This is a genomic window from Bradyrhizobium sp. UFLA01-814 (genome assembly GCF_046718885.1).
GTDB lineage: Bacteria > Pseudomonadota > Alphaproteobacteria > Rhizobiales > Xanthobacteraceae > Bradyrhizobium > Bradyrhizobium elkanii.
The window spans coordinates 1-18,119 of record NZ_JAQOSR010000116.1; the positions used below are offsets into that span (position 1 = coordinate 1).

14 protein-coding genes and 1 pseudogene are annotated in these 18,119 nt (G+C 64.7%); 10 read left to right on the forward strand and 5 right to left on the reverse strand.

Annotated elements, in window-relative coordinates:
• Positions 1-518 (forward strand): annotated as a pseudogene (locus PMN64_RS29135) (acyltransferase); the annotation flags it as partial.
• A gap of 150 nt (positions 519-668) precedes the next feature.
• Here the strand turns inward: PMN64_RS29135 and PMN64_RS29140 are convergent.
• Positions 669-4,136 (reverse strand): ATP-binding protein, encoded by a 3,468-nt coding sequence (locus PMN64_RS29140; protein WP_411783144.1) that lies wholly within the window; start codon positions 4,134-4,136, stop codon positions 669-671.
• 778 nt (positions 4,137-4,914) lie between these two features.
• On the opposite strand from PMN64_RS29140, the gene rnd reads away from it, so the two are divergent.
• Both rnd and PMN64_RS29150 read left to right on the forward strand, forming a co-directional pair.
• Positions 4,915-6,063, forward strand: a complete 1,149-nt coding sequence (gene rnd, locus PMN64_RS29145; RefSeq protein WP_225159065.1) for a ribonuclease D — start codon at positions 4,915-4,917, stop codon at positions 6,061-6,063.
• A 349-nt stretch (positions 6,064-6,412) separates the two neighbouring features.
• Entirely contained in the window at positions 6,413-6,616 is a 204-nt protein-coding gene (locus PMN64_RS29150) for a cold-shock protein (protein ID WP_016847412.1), read from the forward strand.
• Positions 6,617-6,693: 77 nt separating this feature from the next.
• Here the strand turns inward: PMN64_RS29150 and purN are convergent, their stop codons facing one another.
• Positions 6,694-7,344, reverse strand: coding sequence for a phosphoribosylglycinamide formyltransferase (gene purN / locus PMN64_RS29155; RefSeq protein ID WP_411783145.1), 651 nt, complete (start codon positions 7,342-7,344; stop codon positions 6,694-6,696).
• Positions 7,341-8,426 (reverse strand): phosphoribosylformylglycinamidine cyclo-ligase, encoded by a 1,086-nt coding sequence (gene purM, locus PMN64_RS29160; RefSeq protein WP_411783146.1) that lies wholly within the window; start codon positions 8,424-8,426, stop codon positions 7,341-7,343. Before purM ends, purN begins: the two co-directional genes overlap by 4 nt.
• 160 nt (positions 8,427-8,586) lie before the next feature.
• Here purM and PMN64_RS29165 point away from each other — a divergent pair, with 160 nt between their 5' ends.
• The 4 genes from PMN64_RS29165 to ppx all read left to right on the forward strand — a co-directional run bounded on the left by PMN64_RS29165 (position 8,587) and on the right by ppx (position 13,747).
• On the forward strand, positions 8,587-9,129 hold the full coding sequence (locus PMN64_RS29165) for a CDP-alcohol phosphatidyltransferase family protein (RefSeq protein ID WP_016847415.1): 543 nt from the start codon (positions 8,587-8,589) through the stop codon (positions 9,127-9,129).
• An 88-nt stretch (positions 9,130-9,217) separates the two neighbouring features.
• Complete coding sequence (locus tag PMN64_RS29170) at positions 9,218-9,895, forward strand: DnaA ATPase domain-containing protein (RefSeq protein WP_304499970.1); 678 nt, start codon at positions 9,218-9,220, stop codon at positions 9,893-9,895.
• 132 nt (positions 9,896-10,027) lie between these two features.
• On the forward strand, positions 10,028-12,232 hold the full coding sequence (locus PMN64_RS29175) for an RNA degradosome polyphosphate kinase (RefSeq protein WP_304499969.1): 2,205 nt from the start codon (positions 10,028-10,030) through the stop codon (positions 12,230-12,232).
• A gap of 12 nt (positions 12,233-12,244) precedes the next feature.
• Positions 12,245-13,747, forward strand: a complete 1,503-nt coding sequence (gene ppx, locus PMN64_RS29180; protein WP_411783147.1) for an exopolyphosphatase — start codon at positions 12,245-12,247, stop codon at positions 13,745-13,747.
• Positions 13,748-13,771: 24 nt separating this feature from the next.
• Here ppx and PMN64_RS29185 read toward each other — a convergent pair whose 3' ends face one another.
• Positions 13,772-14,611, reverse strand: coding sequence for a TerC family protein (locus PMN64_RS29185; RefSeq protein WP_411783148.1), 840 nt, complete (start codon positions 14,609-14,611; stop codon positions 13,772-13,774).
• Positions 14,612-14,721: 110 nt separating this feature from the next.
• On the reverse strand, positions 14,722-15,144 hold the full coding sequence (gene ndk / locus PMN64_RS29190; RefSeq protein ID WP_016847423.1) for a nucleoside-diphosphate kinase: 423 nt from the start codon (positions 15,142-15,144) through the stop codon (positions 14,722-14,724).
• Between the two features lie 347 nt (positions 15,145-15,491).
• Here ndk and PMN64_RS29195 point away from each other — a divergent pair, with 347 nt between their 5' ends.
• The 3 genes from PMN64_RS29195 (at position 15,492) to PMN64_RS29205 (ending at position 18,119) form a co-directional block, all read left to right on the forward strand.
• Complete coding sequence (locus PMN64_RS29195; RefSeq protein WP_411783149.1) at positions 15,492-15,755, forward strand: sulfur globule protein precursor; 264 nt, start codon at positions 15,492-15,494, stop codon at positions 15,753-15,755.
• Between the two features lie 223 nt (positions 15,756-15,978).
• On the forward strand, positions 15,979-16,149 hold the full coding sequence (locus tag PMN64_RS29200; protein ID WP_411783150.1) for a hypothetical protein: 171 nt from the start codon (positions 15,979-15,981) through the stop codon (positions 16,147-16,149).
• A 107-nt stretch (positions 16,150-16,256) separates the two neighbouring features.
• Complete coding sequence (locus PMN64_RS29205) at positions 16,257-18,119, forward strand: ABC-F family ATP-binding cassette domain-containing protein (protein WP_411783151.1); 1,863 nt, start codon at positions 16,257-16,259, stop codon at positions 18,117-18,119.

The window sequence follows — 18,119 nt, forward strand, 5'->3', positions numbered from 1 at the left end:
ACCGCGGACGGCGCGACACCAGGCTGTACAGCCTGCTATCGCTCGCGATGGGCACGGCGACATTCCAGGCCGTGCACAAGCTGGAGCGGCTCGGCGTCCACACCCATGGCAGCTTCGATCCCATGGTCGTGACGGCGATCTGCATCGTCTCTCTCGGCATCGTGTTCGCCGCCACCCGCATCAAGTCGGTGCCGCTGCCGGCGGGCCTCGTCAGGGCCGTCGGCGGCATCACCTACCCGCTCTATCTGCTGCATCTGCAGCTCGGCTACGTCATCCTGCTCCTGATCACACCAACGCCGGACGCGCTGTCGACCGTGCTGGTCGTGACGGGCATGGTGGTGCTGGCATGGTTCGTCTGGCGCTTCCTCGAAGGCCCCGCGCATTATCTCGTCAGGGACAAGCTAACGACGCTGGCCTCGCGGCACGGGTGGCCGTCACGCATTCGTGCGGGCGAAGCGCGGATCGATCGGGACGACGTTGCCCCGCCAATCGAGGCCAGCAGCATCGCCAACCGCTGATCCGTCCGGCGCACATCGCCGGAGCAGCATCCGACGTTGCCGCCGTCGCGAACCTTGGGCCGAAACGAACACCGTCATTCATCTGCGATGCGTGGTGACGACGGTCAGGCGCAAGCGGGCGGATGGCGCCCGGGGGGCGACTCGATATCCTCAGACCCGCCCGCTCCATTCATGATCTCCGGGCATTTCCATTGCCAGTTCATTCGCCAGCTCGAGCGCTTCCTTGACGTCAGGCGTAGACAGACCTTCCGTGAACGTTCGGACGACGGGTAGCAGCAACTCGGCCGCTCGCGCGTGTTTGCCGGAATGTCGCCAAAGGCGCGCCAGGCTGACAGCTGACCGCAATTCAAAGGACCGCGCGCTTTGCCCGCGCGCCAGCTCGATCGAGGCGAGGAACATTCGCTCGGCGGATTCGACGGACGATGATTTCGCGTAATTGAGCGTCATCTCACCTTGCAGACGATAGATCTCGGCTTCGTAAAAATGCTCTCCCGTTCTTCTCCCGATCGCCGATGCGCTGTCGAGTTCGCGCAAGGCAGCATCCGGCAAGCCGGCACTTGCATAAGCCTTCGCGAGCAGGCTCCTGAACCAGCAACTGGCGAGCCGGGCGCTCATGCCCTCGTAGCCGTCGATAGCCATTCGCATCTGGTTCAATCCCTCGTCGACATTGCCGAGCTCAGTCATCGCCCATCCTCGCAGGATGGTCGTCTGATGCTTCCAGTGCAGGAAGCCGTGTTCCGATGAGAGGGCCAGTGCCCTGTTGGTGTAGTCGTGGGTCCCTTCGACATCGCGGAGATGCTGACAAACGTAGGCGCCGAATGTCAGCGCAAACGACAGCGTGAAGGGGTGGCGAAGGTCTTCCGCTTCCGAAATAGCCTGCTGGCTATATCGGCGCGCCGCGTCAGGACGGCCCAGAAACCACGACACGTACCCGAGATACGAGAGCGAGACGATGCCAGGATGGATGCCATGCGTTGCCGTCAAGGCGCCGTGTAGATCAGGACTGTAGAGGTTCCTGAAGCGATGAAGGTGATGTTCGGCGGCGACAAACCGCCCGCGGTACAGCATGGTCATCGCGATCGCCCGATGCGCCTCGATCAGATATCCTGTCTGTTGCGTCGCGGACGATCCCCGGTTCGATGCCTCGCGCCTTGCGAACTGCAGGAGCTCCGCGCTCAGCTCATGCGCCCGTGCGAGATCGCCGCGGATAAAGTGGCACACCCAAAGTCCGCGCGTCGCCGCAAAGACCTTCGCCGTGTTGTCAAGATGCCGGCCGAGTTCGAGCGCGCGAACATAGTTCTCCTCGACTTCCTGAACGGCGTATCCCTTTGCCGCGATCAGGGCGGTGCCCAGGGCGATGCGAAGCTCAAGCTCGGACTCGTTTCGGCCCTGCATGCCGGGTGAGGCTTGCAGAACCCCTAGCCCACGACGCAGATGACCGATCGCCTCCAGACTCGCACCCTTCATTGCGGCCTGCTTTCCGGCCTTGAGCCAGAAACCCGCAGCCGGCTCGCTTTGGCCGGACTCGGTCAGGTGGTAGGCGAGAAGCTCCGGTTCGCGCTCGATCTTTTCAGGATATTTTTCGGCCAGCACGCGTGCGATCTTGGCGTGCAGCGTCCTTCTTTCCCTGTGCAGCAAGCTTTCATGCGCCGCATTCTGGATCATCACGTGCTTGAACGAGTACAGCGCCTCCGGCAGAAAGCCGAAGCGGACGATCAATCCGGCGGCCTCCAGATGGTTCAGGGCGGCTTCGATCTGGTCCGCCGGCGCCTCGGCAACCTCGCGAAGGATCTCATAAGAGAACTCGCGGCCGATGGTGGCGCCGATCTGCGCGATTTTCTTGAACGATCCCATCCGGTCGAGGCGGGCCATCAGGGAATCGTTCAGTGTCGCGGGAATAGCGAGCTGATGCCACGGACCGGACAAGACGTAACGTCCATGTTGCTCAGTCAAGACGTCGGATTCGAGAACGGCCTTGGTCAGCTCCTCAAGGAAGAGCGGCACGCCATCGGTTTTGACAATGATGTCCTCAATCACCTCTCTGGGAAGCTCCTTTTCTCCAGCCACACGTTCGACCAATATCGTGCGGACCTGTCGGCCGAGACGCTTGAGGTTCGCACTGATGGTGTGCGCGTGATCGTTCCAGCCCGGCTGAAACTCCGGACGACAGGTGATCACGACAAGGATCGACGCGCTGCGAACGTTCTCCACCAGCAGATCGAGCACGGCCCGCGAGGTGGGATCGATCCAATGTGCGTCCTCAAAATCGATCAGGAGCGTCTGCCCGCGCGCTTGCGCGAGCAGATGGTTGACGAGCGTGGCGATCGTCGCATCCTTCAGCTGTTGCGGCGAGAGATCCAGGGCCGCGTAGCGGTCACCGGTGGGAATTGAAAGCAACGCCGCAAGGATCGGCACCACTGTGTCCGCCTCGCCGTTCGAGGCGGCGACGCCGGCTTCAAGCTTTGTCAGCCAAAGCGCAGACGCGTTCTCGCCGTCAAGGCCGAGCGCGAATTTGAGATGCTCGATGAAGGGATGAAAAGCGGTGCTGCTGTAATAGGGAGAGCACTGGAACGAAACTTGTCCGTGCTGATCACCTGCGATCCGCTCCCGCAATTCCTGAACGATCCTGGATTTTCCAATTCCCGGCTCGCCCGTCAGCAGCACGACCTGCCCCTCACGGGCTTTCGCTTGCTGCCAACGCGTGAGCAGCAACGCCACCTCTTCGGTGCGGTTGACCAGCGGCGTCAATCTGGAGCCCATGGCTGCCGCAAATCGCGTCTCGGCGCGGCAGGGCCGAACCACGAGCCAGGCCTGGGCCTTCGCGGATATCCCCTTCAGCGCGTGAAATCCTAAGTCCTGGTAGTCGAACTTTCCTCTCAGCAGGGATTGCGTCGAAGACGCAATGACGACGCCGTCCGGAGGCGCCAAGGCCTGCAGACGGGCAGCCAGATTTGGCGTCTCGCCGACTGCGGAATCGTGCTCCTCGGTGCCCTGTCCAACCAGGTCTCCGACGACAACAAGGCCGGTCGCAATCCCAATGCGCACACTGGGCCCATGACTTGCAACGTCGCGGGCGTCAGTCGCTCCCGCCGACGACAGGGTCCGTACAATTTCGAGCGCCGCACGTACCGACCGCTCGGCGTCATCCTCATGCGCATTCGGATAGCCGAAATAGACCAGAATGCCGTCCCCGAGGTAGCGGGCCGCGAAGCCTTCGTACCGCTTGACCACGCTGACGCACTTTTCCCTGAAGCTCGCGATCATGTCGCGGACGTCTTCGGGATCGAACTGTTCGGACAGCGAGGTCGATCCGACCATGTCGCAGAACATCACGGTCAGCTGGCGCCGCTCGGCGCTCACCGCTGCGCCTTCCGCGACGCTCCTGCCGCCGGCGCGACCTTTTGCCGAACCGGTCAGGGAAGCAACCGCGCGCTGCAAGCGCTTGCGATCTCCCAGCGGAAGGCCAAGTTCGACCAGATCCTGCTCGGTCAAATCGGGCAGGATGTCCAAACCGATGCGATGCAGCACAAAGAGGTCGCCGTACTGGCCGAGATCAACGGTTTCGAGCCAGTGCTTGAGAGCAGCCTCCATATCGGCGCCTGGCTGTTTCTCCGGCATTGTGATCCGTCCGACTGCGGGCCATTGGCGACAATGGGCCTCGTTCGACGATGCCAAGGGGCTTGTTTACCCCAGACTGAACGCGTTCACAAAGTGCGAAACGCGCGGCGCCATCCGATTTCGCGCGCGATGACTCGGACGCGTCAGCGCCGCGAGGATGTGGATGCGTGACTCACAGACCGCGCCACACACTCAATGTCGTCCTGGCGAAAGCCAGGACCCATTACCCCAAATGAGAGTTGTTGCGCGACGCTGGGGCCACGATCCCGTTCATGATCAAATGCGGTGGTTCTGGGTCCTGGCTTTCGCCAGGACGACGATCGTGTGTGGCATCCGCGCTGTCATCGCCCGGCTCGCCGCCTCCGTTGAAGCTTCGGCGCGCCAAGGATGCATAGCGTCATCGAAGCCTTGGCGAAGACGGGACCGGGCGATGACACCGACATGAAGTACGCAATGACGATGCGCCGTATCGCGCGAGAACCACCCTCATCGTCCGTCCTGGCGAAAGCCACGACCCATTACCCCCAATGCCCATTGCCGCGCGCGGCCGGGGCCGCGATCGCCCGACCAACGAATTCCGGCGGTTATGGGTCCCGCCTTTCGCCCGCACGACCGCCGAATTCCCGGCACGACCGGGCCGAAAACCCCCTCGAATCACGCCCAATCAATTCAAAAATGGCCCGTCCCTCGCCCCGCGCGGGGCCAAAATCCCTGCAAGACCCTTGACATAGCTGCCCTTTCGGCAGAACGCGTGTGGTCAAGCCGTTATGGACACTTCATGGATTTGATTAGCACGACCTCCGACCTCGCCGCCGCCTGCGACCGGCTCGCCAAACACAAGGTCATCACTGTCGACACCGAGTTCCTGCGGGAGACGACCTACTATCCGCTGCTTTGCGTCGTGCAGATGGCGAGCGCGGAAGAAGCCGTCGTGGTCGACGCGCTGGCACCCGGCATCGACCTCAAGCCGTTCTTCGACCTGATGTCGAACGAGGCCGTGCTCAAGGTATTCCACGCCGCGCGGCAGGACATCGAAATCGTCTGGCACCTCTCCGGCACGATCCCGCATCCGATCTTCGACACCCAGGTCGCCGCCATGGTGCTCGGCTATGGCGACAGCATCGCCTATGACCAGCTCGTCGACCGCGTCACCGGCCACCGCCCCGACAAGACCCACCGCTTCACCGACTGGTCGCGCCGGCCGCTGAGCGACGAGCAGCTGCATTACGCCGTCTCCGACGTGACCCATCTGCGCGAGGTGTTCGCGGCGCTCGACGCTGATCTGAAGAAGCGCGACCGCAGCGACTGGGTCAGCGAGGAGATGGAGGTCCTGACCTCGCCGAAGACCTACGACTTCCACCCCGAGCGTGCCTGGGAGCGGCTCAAGACCCGCGTGCGCAAGCCGCGCGAGCTCGCGGTGCTGATCGAGGTCGCCGCCTGGCGCGAGCAGGAGGCGCAGAGCCGCGACGTGCCGCGCTCGCGCGTGCTCAAGGACGATGCGGTCGGCGATATCGCCACCCACGCGCCGACCTCGCTGGAGAAGCTCGGCAATCTGCGCTCGCTGCCGAAGGGTTTCGAGCGCTCCAAATGGGGCGCCGACATCATTGCTGCCGTGCAGCGCGGCCTCGCCCGCGACCAGGCCATGCTGCCCAAGCTGGAAAAGCCGAGAAACAATTCCAACGGCGCGGCGACCGTCGAGCTGCTGAAGGTGCTGCTGCGAATGACCTCGGAGCGGCACGGCGTCGCCAGCAAGGTGATCGCCACCGTCGACGATCTCGAGCAGATCGCGGCCAGCGATCAGGCCGAGGTCGGCGCCCTGCACGGCTGGCGGCGCGAACTGTTCGGCGAGGCCGCGCTCAAGCTCAAGCACGGCCAGCTCGCGCTCGCGATCGACAAGGGCCGCGTGGTGCGGGTGGACCGGGGCTAGCGCGCGCCGTCCGCCTGGCGCGCGGCAGGTTCCACCGGCAGTCGGCCAGTGGCCGAACGCGTTGCGCCGGAGTTCGACCGGCACAGGCTCAGGTTGCGTCACGCAAAACCACCGCGCTTGCTAAGGCGCAATTTTCGTGTTGCAATCGCTTCACAATCGGATTGCGGCCGTTCGACTGTGCGTTTCGCGACGTTGATATCCAAGGCTTCGATCGAGAGGCGAAACTTCGGACTTGAAGACTTTGGATCTGACGACCCGGGAAGTGAACAGACAGCGCAAAGTCCGCTTGCGGCGTGGCACGTGGAAAACGTGGCCGCGTCTTTTTTATGTCTAAACTGGGAGAGAGACGATGCCGAAGGGTACCGTCAAATGGTTCAACCCGACCAAAGGTTACGGGTTCATCAAGCCAGCCGTCGGCGACAAGGATGTGTTCGTCCACATCTCCGCGGTCGAGCGCGCGGGCCTCAGCACATTGAACGAGAACCAGTCCGTCGAGTACGAGCTGGTGGAGAACCGCGGCAAGGCGTCGGCCGAGAACCTCAAGGTTCACTGAACGCCGCTGCCAGCGGAATTCATCCAGATGCCTCCCCCGGCTGCATCACCCCGGGGGACCTCTCGTGCTACCGCGCGCTAAGGTGCCGGCGCGATCAGGGTGCTGTCCGTCGGCGCGCTCCCAAGCGTCTTGCAGAAGTCGCCTTCGAGCTTGAGCCGGCCGCTTGCCAGAAGCCGCAGCGCCTCCGGATAGATGCGATGCTCGATGGTGATCACGCGCGCGGCGAGCGTCTCGGCCGTGTCGTCGTCAGCGACCGTGACCGCGCCCTGCATCACGATCGGTCCGGCGTCGGTCTCCGGGATCACGAAGTGCACCGTCGCTCCGGACAGCTTGACCCCTGCGCGCAACGCCTGGCCGTGCGGATCGAGGCCGGGAAAGCAGGGCAGCAGCGAGGGATGGATGTTGAGCATCCGCCCGTACCAGTGCCGTACGAACTCGGCGGTGAACAGCCGCATGAAGCCGCCGAGGCAGATCAGCTCGACCTGCCTGTCGTCGAGCGCGCGCTGCAGCACGGCCTCGAAGCCGGCGCGGTCCTTGCCGAACGGCTTGCTCTCGATGACGATGGTCGCAATGCCGCTCGCGGCCGCCTTCTCGAGCCCGGCAGCATCGGCACGGTTCGAGATCACGGCCACGATCTCGGCCGGGAAATCCGTTGCCTTCGCAGCCTCGATCAGCGCGGCCATGTTGGAGCCGCGGCCGGAGATCAGGATGGCGACGCGGCGCTTCATCGCGAGAGATCGAGATGACCGTTATAGACCACGCGATGCTCGCCCTCATGCGCTCCCTTGGCCTCGATCACCTCGCCGAGCAGCGTCACGGTCTCGCCGCCGGCGGTGAACGCCTCGGTCACGGCGTCGACCGCATCAGCCTTGACGATCGCGATCATGCCGATGCCGCAGTTGAAGGTGCGCAGCAGCTCGAGCTCGGCGATGCCGCCCTGCTCGGCCAGCCATTTGAACACCGGCAGCACCGGCAGCCGCGCCAGATCAATGCCGACGCCGAGATGCTTCGGCAGCACGCGCGGAATGTTGTCGGTGAACCCGCCGCCGGTGATGTGGGCGAGGCCTTTCACGGCGCCGGTGTCGCGGATCGCGCGCAGGCAGGATTTCACATAGAGCCTGGTCGGCGTCAGCAGCGCCGCGCCGAGCGTCATGACCGGCGCGAACGGCGCCGGCGCGTCATAGGCAACGCCGGACTGCTCGACGATCTTGCGCACCAGCGAATAGCCGTTGGAGTGCACGCCGGAGGAGGCCAGCCCGATCACGGCATCGCCCGCCGCGATATCCGCGGTCGGCAGCAAGGTGCCGCGCTCGGCCGCGCCGACCGCAAAGCCGCCGAGGTCGTAATCGCCATCCTTGTAGAGGCCGGGCATCTCCGCGGTTTCGCCGCCGATCAGCGCGCAGCCGGATTCGCGGCAGCCTTCGGCGATGCCGGCGACGATCTGCGCGGTGGCCTCCGGGTGCAGCTTGCCGCAGGCGAAATAGTCGAGGAAGAACAGCGGTTCCGCGCCCTGCACAACGAGGTCGTTGACCGACATCGCGACCAGATCGATGCCGATACCGCCATGAATGCCGGTCTCGATCGCGATCTTCAGCTTGGTGCCGACGCCATCGGTCGCGGCCACCAGAACCGGATCCTTGAAGCCGGCGGCCTTGAGGTCGAACAGCCCGCCGAAACCGCCGATCTCGGCGTCCGCGCCAGGCCGCGCGGTGGCTCGCACCATCGGCTTGATCAGATCGACCAGTCGATTGCCGGCGTCGATATCGACACCCGAATCCGCGTAAGTGAGCCCGTTTTTGCGCTCGGTCATGCCCAATTCCAGATGATCAGGGGCTGGTTACGAGGAATTCCGCCCCCGCGCAATGGCTCGCGGCGCTGCCGCCGCGATACTATGTAGATAACACAAGGCGGCTGCGCAAAAGAGCCGGATATCGAGTAAAATCAGGCTTCTAGCCGGGAAGCGATCCAAGTTGAGCATTCCGAACATCATCACCCTCGGCCGCATCATCCTGGTGCCGGTGATCGTCTGGGCCATCGTGTCCAGTCAGATGGAGATTGCGTTCGCGATCTTCGTGATCGCCGGCGTCTCGGACGCGGTCGACGGTTTCCTCGCGAAGCGCTTCAACATGACGAGCGAGCTCGGCGCCCTGCTCGATCCGCTCGCCGACAAGGCGCTCCTGGTGTCGATCTATGTCGCGCTCGGAATCTGGGGCGCGGTGCCGCGCTGGATCGTGATTCTCGTGGTGTCGCGCGACATCATGATCGTCTCCGCCGTGATTGTGTCATGGTTGTTCGACAAGCCGGTCGAGATGAAGCCGCTGATGGTGTCGAAGCTGAACACGGTAGCGCAGGTCGCGTTCGCGGCGCTGGTGCTAGCCTCGCTCGGCTTCGGCTTCGAGCCGCATCCTTACGACTGGATCCTGATGGGCCTGGTCACGATCTTTACTTTGGGTTCGGTGTCCCTCTATCTCGTGGAGTGGGTGCGGCACATGAGCACGATCGAAGCTCGGTAGGCGGGATCCGGAAAAGTCGAAGCCGGTTTTCCCGCGACAAACGCGACGCGTTTGCGCATAGCTAAAATAGGGTGGTTTGGAGACTTGTGTGGCCAGTAGCGTTCAACCTCGTCAATTGGCCTTGGCCCTGCCGCACGAGGAGAAGCTGACCCGCGACGATTTCCTCGAGGGCCCCGCCAATGAGGCTGCGCTGGCGCTGATCGACGGTTGGCCGGACTGGCCGAACCGAATCATGCTGCTGGTTGGGCCTGACGGCGCCGGCAAGAGCCACCTCGCCGCGATCTGGGCCGAGAGCGCCGGCGCGCGCTCGACCGCGGCGCATGCGCTGACCGCCGACACGGTGCCGACCGCGCTTGCAACCGGTGCGCTCGTCGTCGAGGACCTGAGGCCGGCGGATTTCGACGAGCGCGCGATGTTTCATCTGATGAATCTGGCGCGCCAGGACGATGCCTACGTGCTGATCACGGCGCGCGTTCCGCCCTCGGCGTTCGAGATCGAATTGCGCGACCTGCGGTCGCGGCTGCGCGCGGTGCCGACCGTGACGCTGCTGCCGCCCGACGACCAGCTGTTCCGCGGCCTGATCGTCAAGTTCTGCGCCGACCGCCAGATGAGCGTGGACGAACCGCTCGTCAGCTATCTGAGCAACCGGATCGAGCGTTCCTACGTTGCCGTCCGGCAGGCGGTCGAGCTGCTCGATACCGAGGCACTCCGGCTCGGCCGTCCGGTCACACGGGCGCTGGCGGCGGAGCTGTTGCGCGATGCCTGACCGGTCCCCGCGGCTTGACGGCGCAGGCGAGCGGAACATCAATGTCATCGAAACGTCATCGCAATATCACATGGTTTCTGCGGCTCTCGGCTAGACCGCCCCGGCCCCTGCCCTGAATTGGACCAGCACTTGATGGACTCGGCACAAGCTACTGAAATCAAAGAAAAAGAGGCGGAATTTCCTGCCATTCCCGCAATCGCGACCAGCCCCGAGCGCTTCATCAACCGGGAGCTCTCCTGGCTGCACTTCAACCGGCGGGTGCTCGAGGAATCGGTCAATCTCGGCCATCCCGTGCTGGAGCGGGTCCGCTTCCTGTCGATTTCGGCGAATAACCTCGACGAGTTCTTCATGGTCCGTGTCGCCGGCATCAAGGCGCAGGTCCGCGAGGGCATTACCGAGCGCAGCCCGGACGGCCTGCTGCCGGCCGAGCAGCTCGTGATGATCAACAAGACCGTCTCGCAGCTCGCCTCCGACCAGCAGGCGATCTGGAGCGACCTGCGGGATATCCTGGCCAAGGTCGGCATCCAGCTGGTCGACGGCCGCGACGTCACCAAGTCCGAGCGCAGCTGGATCGAGGATCACTTCCTCCACAACATCTTCCCGCTGCTGACGCCGCTGGCGATCGATCCGGCGCATCCCTTTCCGTTCATCCCGAATCTCGGCTTCACGGTGGCGCTGCAATTGTCGCGGATCGCCGACGGCAAGGCGATGAACGCGCTGATCCGCATGCCCGGCAAGATCGACCGATTCATCCGCATCCCCTCCACCAAGGAAGGCGCGCCGGCGCGGCTGATCACGCTCGAGCAGGCTACCGGCCTGTTCATCGGCCGCCTGTTCCCCGGCTACACCGTCAAGGGCCAGGGCGCATTCCGCATCATCAGAGACTCCGAACTCGAAATCGAGGAAGAGGCCGAAGACCTCGTTCGCCTGTTCGAGACCGCGCTCAAGCGCCGCCGCCGCGGGTCGGTGATCCGGCTCGAGATCGAGGCCACGATGCCCGAGGAGCTGCGCATCTTCGTGCAGCACGCCTTGTCGGCCGCCGACGACGAAGTGATCCTGGTCGACGGCGTGCTGGCGATGAACGAGCTGTCGCAGCTCACCCGCCTCAATCGCCCCGACCTCGAATTCCCGCCCTATGTGCCGCGCCATCCCGAGCGGGTGCGCGATCATGGCGGCGATATCTTCGCCGCCATCCGCCAGAAGGACCTCGTGGTCCATCACCCCTACGAATCCTTCGACGTCGTGGTGCAGTTCCTGCAGCAGGCGGCACGCGATCCCGACGTGGTCGCGATCAAGCAGACGCTCTATCGCACCTCGAACAATTCGCCGATCGTGCGCGCGCTGGCGGAAGCCGCCGAAGCCGGCAAGTCGGTGACCGCGCTGATCGAGCTGAAGGCGCGCTTCGACGAGGAAGCCAACATCCGCTGGGCGCGCGACCTCGAACGCGCCGGCGTGCAGGTGGTCTACGGCTTCATCGAATTGAAGACGCATGCCAAGCTGTCGATGGTGGTGCGCCGCGAGGGCGGCAATCTCACGACCTATGTGCACACCGGCACCGGCAACTATCACCCGGTCACCGCACGCATCTACACCGACCTCTCCTACTTCACTTCGGATCCGATCATCGGCCGCGACGTCGCGCGGGTCTTCAACTACATCACCGGCTATGCCGAGCCGAGCGACATCGAGAAGATGGCGGTGTCTCCGCTGACGCTGCGCAAGCGGATCATCGAGCACATCCACGGCGAGATCGCCCACGTCAAGCACGGCCGGCACGGCGCGGTCTGGATGAAGATGAACGCGCTGGTCGACCCTGATATCATCGACGCGCTGTACGAGGCCTCGCAGGCCGGCGTCTCGGTCGAACTCGTGGTGCGCGGCATCTGCTGCCTGCGGCCGGGGCTGCCGGGATTGTCCGAGAACATCCGCGTCAAATCGGTGATCGGCCGGTTCCTGGAACACGGCCGAATCTATTGCTTCGGCATGGGCCAAGGCCTGCCGAGCACAAAAGCTGCTGTGTATATCTCGTCCGCCGACATGATGCCGCGGAACCTCGACCGCCGCGTCGAGGTTCTCTGTCCGCTGCAAAATCCCACGGTGCATCAGCAGGTTCTCGAACAGATCATGGTCGCGAATCTGAAGGACACCGAGCAGAGCTGGCAATTGTTGCCGGATGGGTCGTCAACGCGTATGAAGGCCGCGAAAGGCGAAGAGCCCTTCAATCTGCATGACTACTTCATGACAAATCCGAGTCTGTCCGGCCGTGGTAAGTCTCTCAAGGAATCTTCACCGCGCCGTCTCACGCGTCGCAACGAGCGACAGCAGCCATCGTCTTAAGGGGGCCTTACGGTGAAGCGACCGCGGAAGCGCGCTTCCAGCGTCGCTGTCATCGATATCGGCTCGAACTCGGTTCGTCTCGTGGTTTACGAGGCGATGGCGCGCAGCCTCATCACCATCTTCAACGAGAAGGCGCTCTGCGGGCTCGGGCGCGAGGTGCAGAGCACCGGCCTGCTCGCAACCGATGCCGTCAACAAGGCGCTCACCGCGCTGCGCCGTTTTCGCGCGCTGTGCAGGATTCAGCAGGTCGGCCGCGTCTACGCGATCGCGACCGCGGCCTGCCGCGACGCCAAGAACGGTCCGGACTTCATCGCCAAGGCCGAGCGCATCTGCGGCGCCAAGATCGAGATTCTCACCGGGCCGCGTGAAGCAAAGCTGTCCGCGCTCGGCGTCGTCTCGGGCGTGCACAACCCCAACGGCATCGTCGGCGATCTCGGCGGCGGCTCGCTCGAACTGATCGACGTCAAGGGCAGCCGCGTGCGCAGCGGCGTGACACTGCCGCTCGGCAGCCTCGCGCTGCAGGACCTCTCCAACAAATCGCTCAAGCGCGCCGAACGCATCGTCAAGAACGAGTTGCTTGGCGTCGCCCAGCTCAAGACCGGCCGCGGTCGCACCTTCTATGCGGTCGGCGGCACCTGGCGTGCGCTGGCGCGCATCCACATCATCCAGAGCGGCTACCCGCTCAAGGTGATGCACGGCTATTCGATCCCGGCGGCGGACGCGCTCGATTTCGCGCAGCGGCTGCGGCGGCTGGCGGCCACCAACATGCTGGCCAATATCGAGTCGGTCGCCGATGCCCGGCGGCCGCTATTGGCCTACGCCGCGCTCGTGCTCGAATACATCATCCGCGTGGCCCAGCCGAAGACCATCGTGTTCTCGACCTTCGGCGTGCGCGAGGGCCTGCTCTACGAGATGCTGCCGCCGGCCGAACGCACCAAGGACGGGCTGCTCTGCGCCGCGCAGAACCTCAACGAATTGCTGTCGCGCTCGGCCCGCCACGCCCAGGAGCTGACGGCGTGGACCGACCGGCTGGTGCGCGTCGTCAGGCTGCGCGAGACCGAGGAAGACCGCAGGCTGCGGCATGTCGCCTGCCTGCTCTCCGATATCGGCTGGCGGGTGCATCCCGATCATCGCGGCGAGGAAACCCTCAGCCTGATCATGAACGGCAATTTCGGCTCGATCACGCATCAGGGCCGCGCCTTCGTCGCGCTCTCGGTGTTCTATCGCTACGCCGGCCTCAGCGAGGAAAACGAGCCGCCGCCGCAGATCCGCGCGCTGGTGACGCCGGCGATGGACGAGCGCGCCCGCGTGCTCGGCGCCGCGTTCCGCGTGGCGCATCTGATCACGGCGGCGCGCACCGGCGTGCTGCCGGCAACCCATTTCCGCACCCAGGGCCGCAAGCTGATGCTGGTGTTCGAGCACCGGATGGTGGATCTGGTCGCCGACCGCGTCGGCAGCCGCTTCAAGCAATTGGCGCGGCTGGTCGGGCGCGTCGGCTCGATCGTGCGGCGCTAGGGCTCACGCCGCCTTGGTCAGGGCTCACGCCGCCTTGGCGGCGTGCTTTGCCTTGCGGAGTGCGTGGCGGCGCCAGATCGACCCCGCGACCAGCACCACGATGATGCCGAGCACCGCGAGCACGATCTCGCCGCCGTTGCCGCCATGGGCGAATTGCGGCGACATCCCGACCGACGTCAGCCAGGAATCGAGCTTGGCACCGAGCGGTCCGGCGAACAGCGCGTCCAGCTTCGGATGCACGGCCGGATCGGTCGCGATGACATCGCCCGCGATCCAGCCGAGCAGCGCGGCACCGGCCCAGACCAGGACCGGCAGCTTGGTGAGCAGCGCCATGATCAGCGCCGCGCCGGCAACGATCAGGGGAACGCTGATCGCGAGGCCGAGCACCAGCAGCGGCACGCTGCCATTGGCGGCGGCGGCCACCGCGATCACATTGTCGAGGCTCATCACGATATCGGCGACCACGACGATCTGAACCGCGGCCCACAGATGCGAGGCCGCGTGCACGCTGTCCTCGTCCTCCTGCTCTGGCACCAGCAGCTTGGCGGCGATCACGATCAGCGCCAGCCCGCCGACCAGCTTCAAATAGGGAAGCTCCATCAGGCTTGCGACGATGCCGGTGAAGATGACGCGCAGCAGCACCGCCGCGGCGGCGCCGAGAATCATGCCCCACAGGCGCTGGCGCGGCGCGAGCCCGCGGCAGGCGAGCGCGATCACGAGCGCGTTGTCGCCCGACAACAGGACGTTGATCCAGATGATCTTGCCGACGGCGACCCAGAAGGTCGGCGTCGCCATCTCGTTCTTGAATTCGGTGAAGAACGCGCCGATGTACGCCGGATCAAAGATCTGCCACAGCCAGTCCACAGCGAGTCCTATTCGGCCTTGCGGCCGCCCCTGACGGCGATCGTCCGCCGCTCCCCGGTTTGTTTCGACGCGGTCCCCTCGGGAGACCGCGCCACTTCAGCAATACGCCGTTAGCCGACGATCTCGTTGCCTGCGAAGAACTGCGCGATCTCGATCACGGCGGTCTCCGGCGCATCCGAACCGTGCACCGAATTCTCGCCGATCGACTTCGCATAGAGCTTGCGGATGGTGCCTTCGGCGGCCTTCGACGGATCGGTCGCGCCCATCACGTCGCGATATTTCAGGATGGCGCCCTCGCCTTCCAGCACCTGGACCACGACCGGGCCCGAGGTCATGAAATCGACCAGTTCGCCGAAGAACGGACGCGCCTTGTGGACGGCGTAGAAGGTCTCGGCCTGGCCGCGGGTCATGCGGATGCGCTTCTGCGCCACGACCCGCAGGCCCGCCTTCTCGATCACCGCATTGACCGCGCCGGTCAGGTTGCGCTCGGTGGCGTCAGGCTTGATGATCGAAAAGGTGCGTTCAATCGCCATGATTTCGTCCTTGTAAACGTGGCTGGGAGTTGCCGGGGCTTATATCGGCGCGATGGGGTAACGGCAAGCGACCCTGTGACGCGTTAGCCTTTAGTTTTGACGCATTTTCACGACGAAAACCGTCGTTTGGGTGCCCTCCGGACCAGCGGCCGGCTGGACCAACTTACCGCGATTTCACCTAGGTGAACCCATTCTGTCAGCGCCGTGCCGCTAGCGTTCAGCTCCACCCACATAGGCTCTGCAGCGATCGGACGCCTTGCTGGCCCCCCATCTGCAAGCCTCACAGGACGTCTCGGGAAATGTCACCGCGGGCGCGTCGCGCGCGCCCATACCTCGAGGAGACGATCATGTTACGCAAACTCTCGCTTGCCGCCATCGCCGCGGTTTCGCTCGGTGCCGCCGCGCTCGCCCCGACCTCCGCCTCTGCGTGGGGTGGTTGGCATGGCGGCTGGCACGGTGGATGGCACCACGGCTGGTGGGGCGGCCCGCGCGTCATCGTCGGCGGCCCGGCCTATTACGGCGGTTATGGCTATGGCGGCGGCTGCTACGTGCGCCGCGTCGTGCCGACCCCGTGGGGCCCCCGCTGGCGCCTGGTTAACCGCTGCTACTGATCCATCGAATCTGTCGACTGCTCCCCTGACTTGGTTCTCGCCCCGGCCCTCGCGCCGGGGCTTTTTTCAGGCCCGCCGGGGAACCCGGGCACATGATGCGGCCCACTACCTCAAGGCGAGAATACGGCGCGGAAACCAAATTCGGGGTCGCGACTTGTCATGACGAGGAGCTACTCGAACACGCGAGGTGGAACTCGCCGAGAGATGTGCCATGACGATGACAATGAGCAAGATCGACAAGGACGCCGATCAGATCGATCGCAAGACCTGCCGTTACATCTGCGATGCCGTGGGTGAACGGCTTCAGCAAAGCATGCGGCCAGAGCCCGCGCTTTCGTCTCGCCTGCAGCAGCTCCTCGACGAGATGCAACGGCGGGAAGCCGATCGCCATTAGATGTTGAGGGCTGCCCAGCAGCCCAATTGCGTTTTTGCAACAGCGCCCGGGAGAGATTTTACAAACAGACGGGTTGCGTTTGGCGGCGGGTCCGGTGACAACGCTGCATGCTCTCCATCACTGACATCTCGGTCCGGATCGCCGGACGGCTGTTGATCGATCACAGTTCGGTACAAATTGTGCCCGGAGCCCGCGTCGGATTTGTCGGCCGCAACGGCGTCGGCAAATCGACGCTGTTTCACGCCATCCGGGGCGACATCCCGACCGAGAGCGGCAGCATCGCGCTCCCGCCCCGCTGGCGTATCGGCAGTCTCGCGCAGGAAGCTCCCGACGGGCCCGAAAGCCTGATCAACGTCGTGCTGAAGGCCGATTTCGAGCGCGACGCGCTGCTGCGCGAGGCCGAGACGGCGCACGATCCGCACCGGATTGCCGAAATCCAGACCCGGCTGGTCGACATCGACGCCCATTCCGCGCCCGCCCGCGCCGCCGCGATCCTCTCCGGCCTCGGCTTCTCGACATCAGACCAGGCGCGGCCGTGCGCGGAATTTTCCGGCGGCTGGCGCATGCGCGTCGCGCTGGCGGCGACGCTGTTCTCCGCGCCCGACCTTCTGCTGCTGGACGAACCGACCAACTATCTCGATCTCGAAGGCACGTTGTGGCTCGAGAACCACCTCGCCAACTATCCGCGCACGGTAATCGTGATCAGCCACGACCGCGACCTGCTGGACACCTCGGTCGATCAGATCCTGCACCTCGATCGCGGCAAACTGACTCTCTACAAGGGCACCTATTCCTCGTTCGAGGAACAGCGCGCCGCGCGCGAATTGCTCGACGCCAAGCACGCCAAGCGGCAGGCCGATGAGCGCAAGCGCCTGCAGGATTTCGTCGACCGCTTCAAGGCCAAGGCATCGAAGGCACGGCAGGCGCAGTCGCGCGTGAAGATGCTGGAGCGGATGAAGCCGATCACCGCGCTGGTGACCCAGGATGTTCATGAGATCTCGTTCCCGGCGCCGGAGAAGCTGCTGTCGCCGCCGATCATCGCGGTCGACGACGTTTCGGTCGGCTACGAACCCGGCAAGCCGGTGCTCAATCGCGTGACGCTGCGCGTCGATACCGACGACCGCATCGCGCTGCTCGGGGCCAACGGCAACGGCAAGTCGACGCTGGTCAAGCTGCTGGCGGGCAAGCTCGCGCCGGTTGCCGGCAGGATCACGAGGGCCGACAAGCTGTCGGTCGGTTATTTCGCCCAGCACCAGGTCGACGAGCTCAATCTCGACGCCTCGCCCTATGATCACATCCGCAAGCTGATGCCGGAGGCGCCGGAGAGCAAGGTGCGCGGCCGCGTCGGCGCGATCGGTTTCTCCGGCAAGGCCGGCGACACGCTGGTGAGGAGCCTGTCGGGCGGCGAGAAGGCACGGCTGCTGCTGGGCCTCGCCACGTTCTACGGCCCGAACATGATCATCCTGGACGAGCCGACCAACCATCTCGATATCGACAGCCGTGCGGCGCTGGCGGAGGCGATCAACGAATTCCCCGGCGCGGTCATGATGGTCTCGCACGATCGTTATCTGATCGAGGCCTGCGCCGACCGCCTGTGGGTCGTGGCGAACCAGACCGTGACGGCCTATGACGGCGATCTCGACGAGTATCGACGCATGATCCTGTCGGCCAATGACGGCCGGCCGGCCTCGCGCGAGCGCGTCAAGGAGCCCGCCAAGCTGGAGCGCGCCCGCAACGAGAAGCGCGCTTCACCCAGGCAGCGGGTCGCGCAAGCCGAGGCCGAGATCGAGCGCATCAACGGCATCATCGCCAAGATCGATACCGCGCTCGCATTGCCGGATATTTTTACGCGCGACCCCAAGCAGGCCGCGCAACTGACCAAGGCGCGCGCCGGCGCCGAGAGCGCGCTACAGCGCGCCGAGGAAGACTGGCTGGAAGCCAGCGCCGAACTCGACGAAGCCGCGAACTAG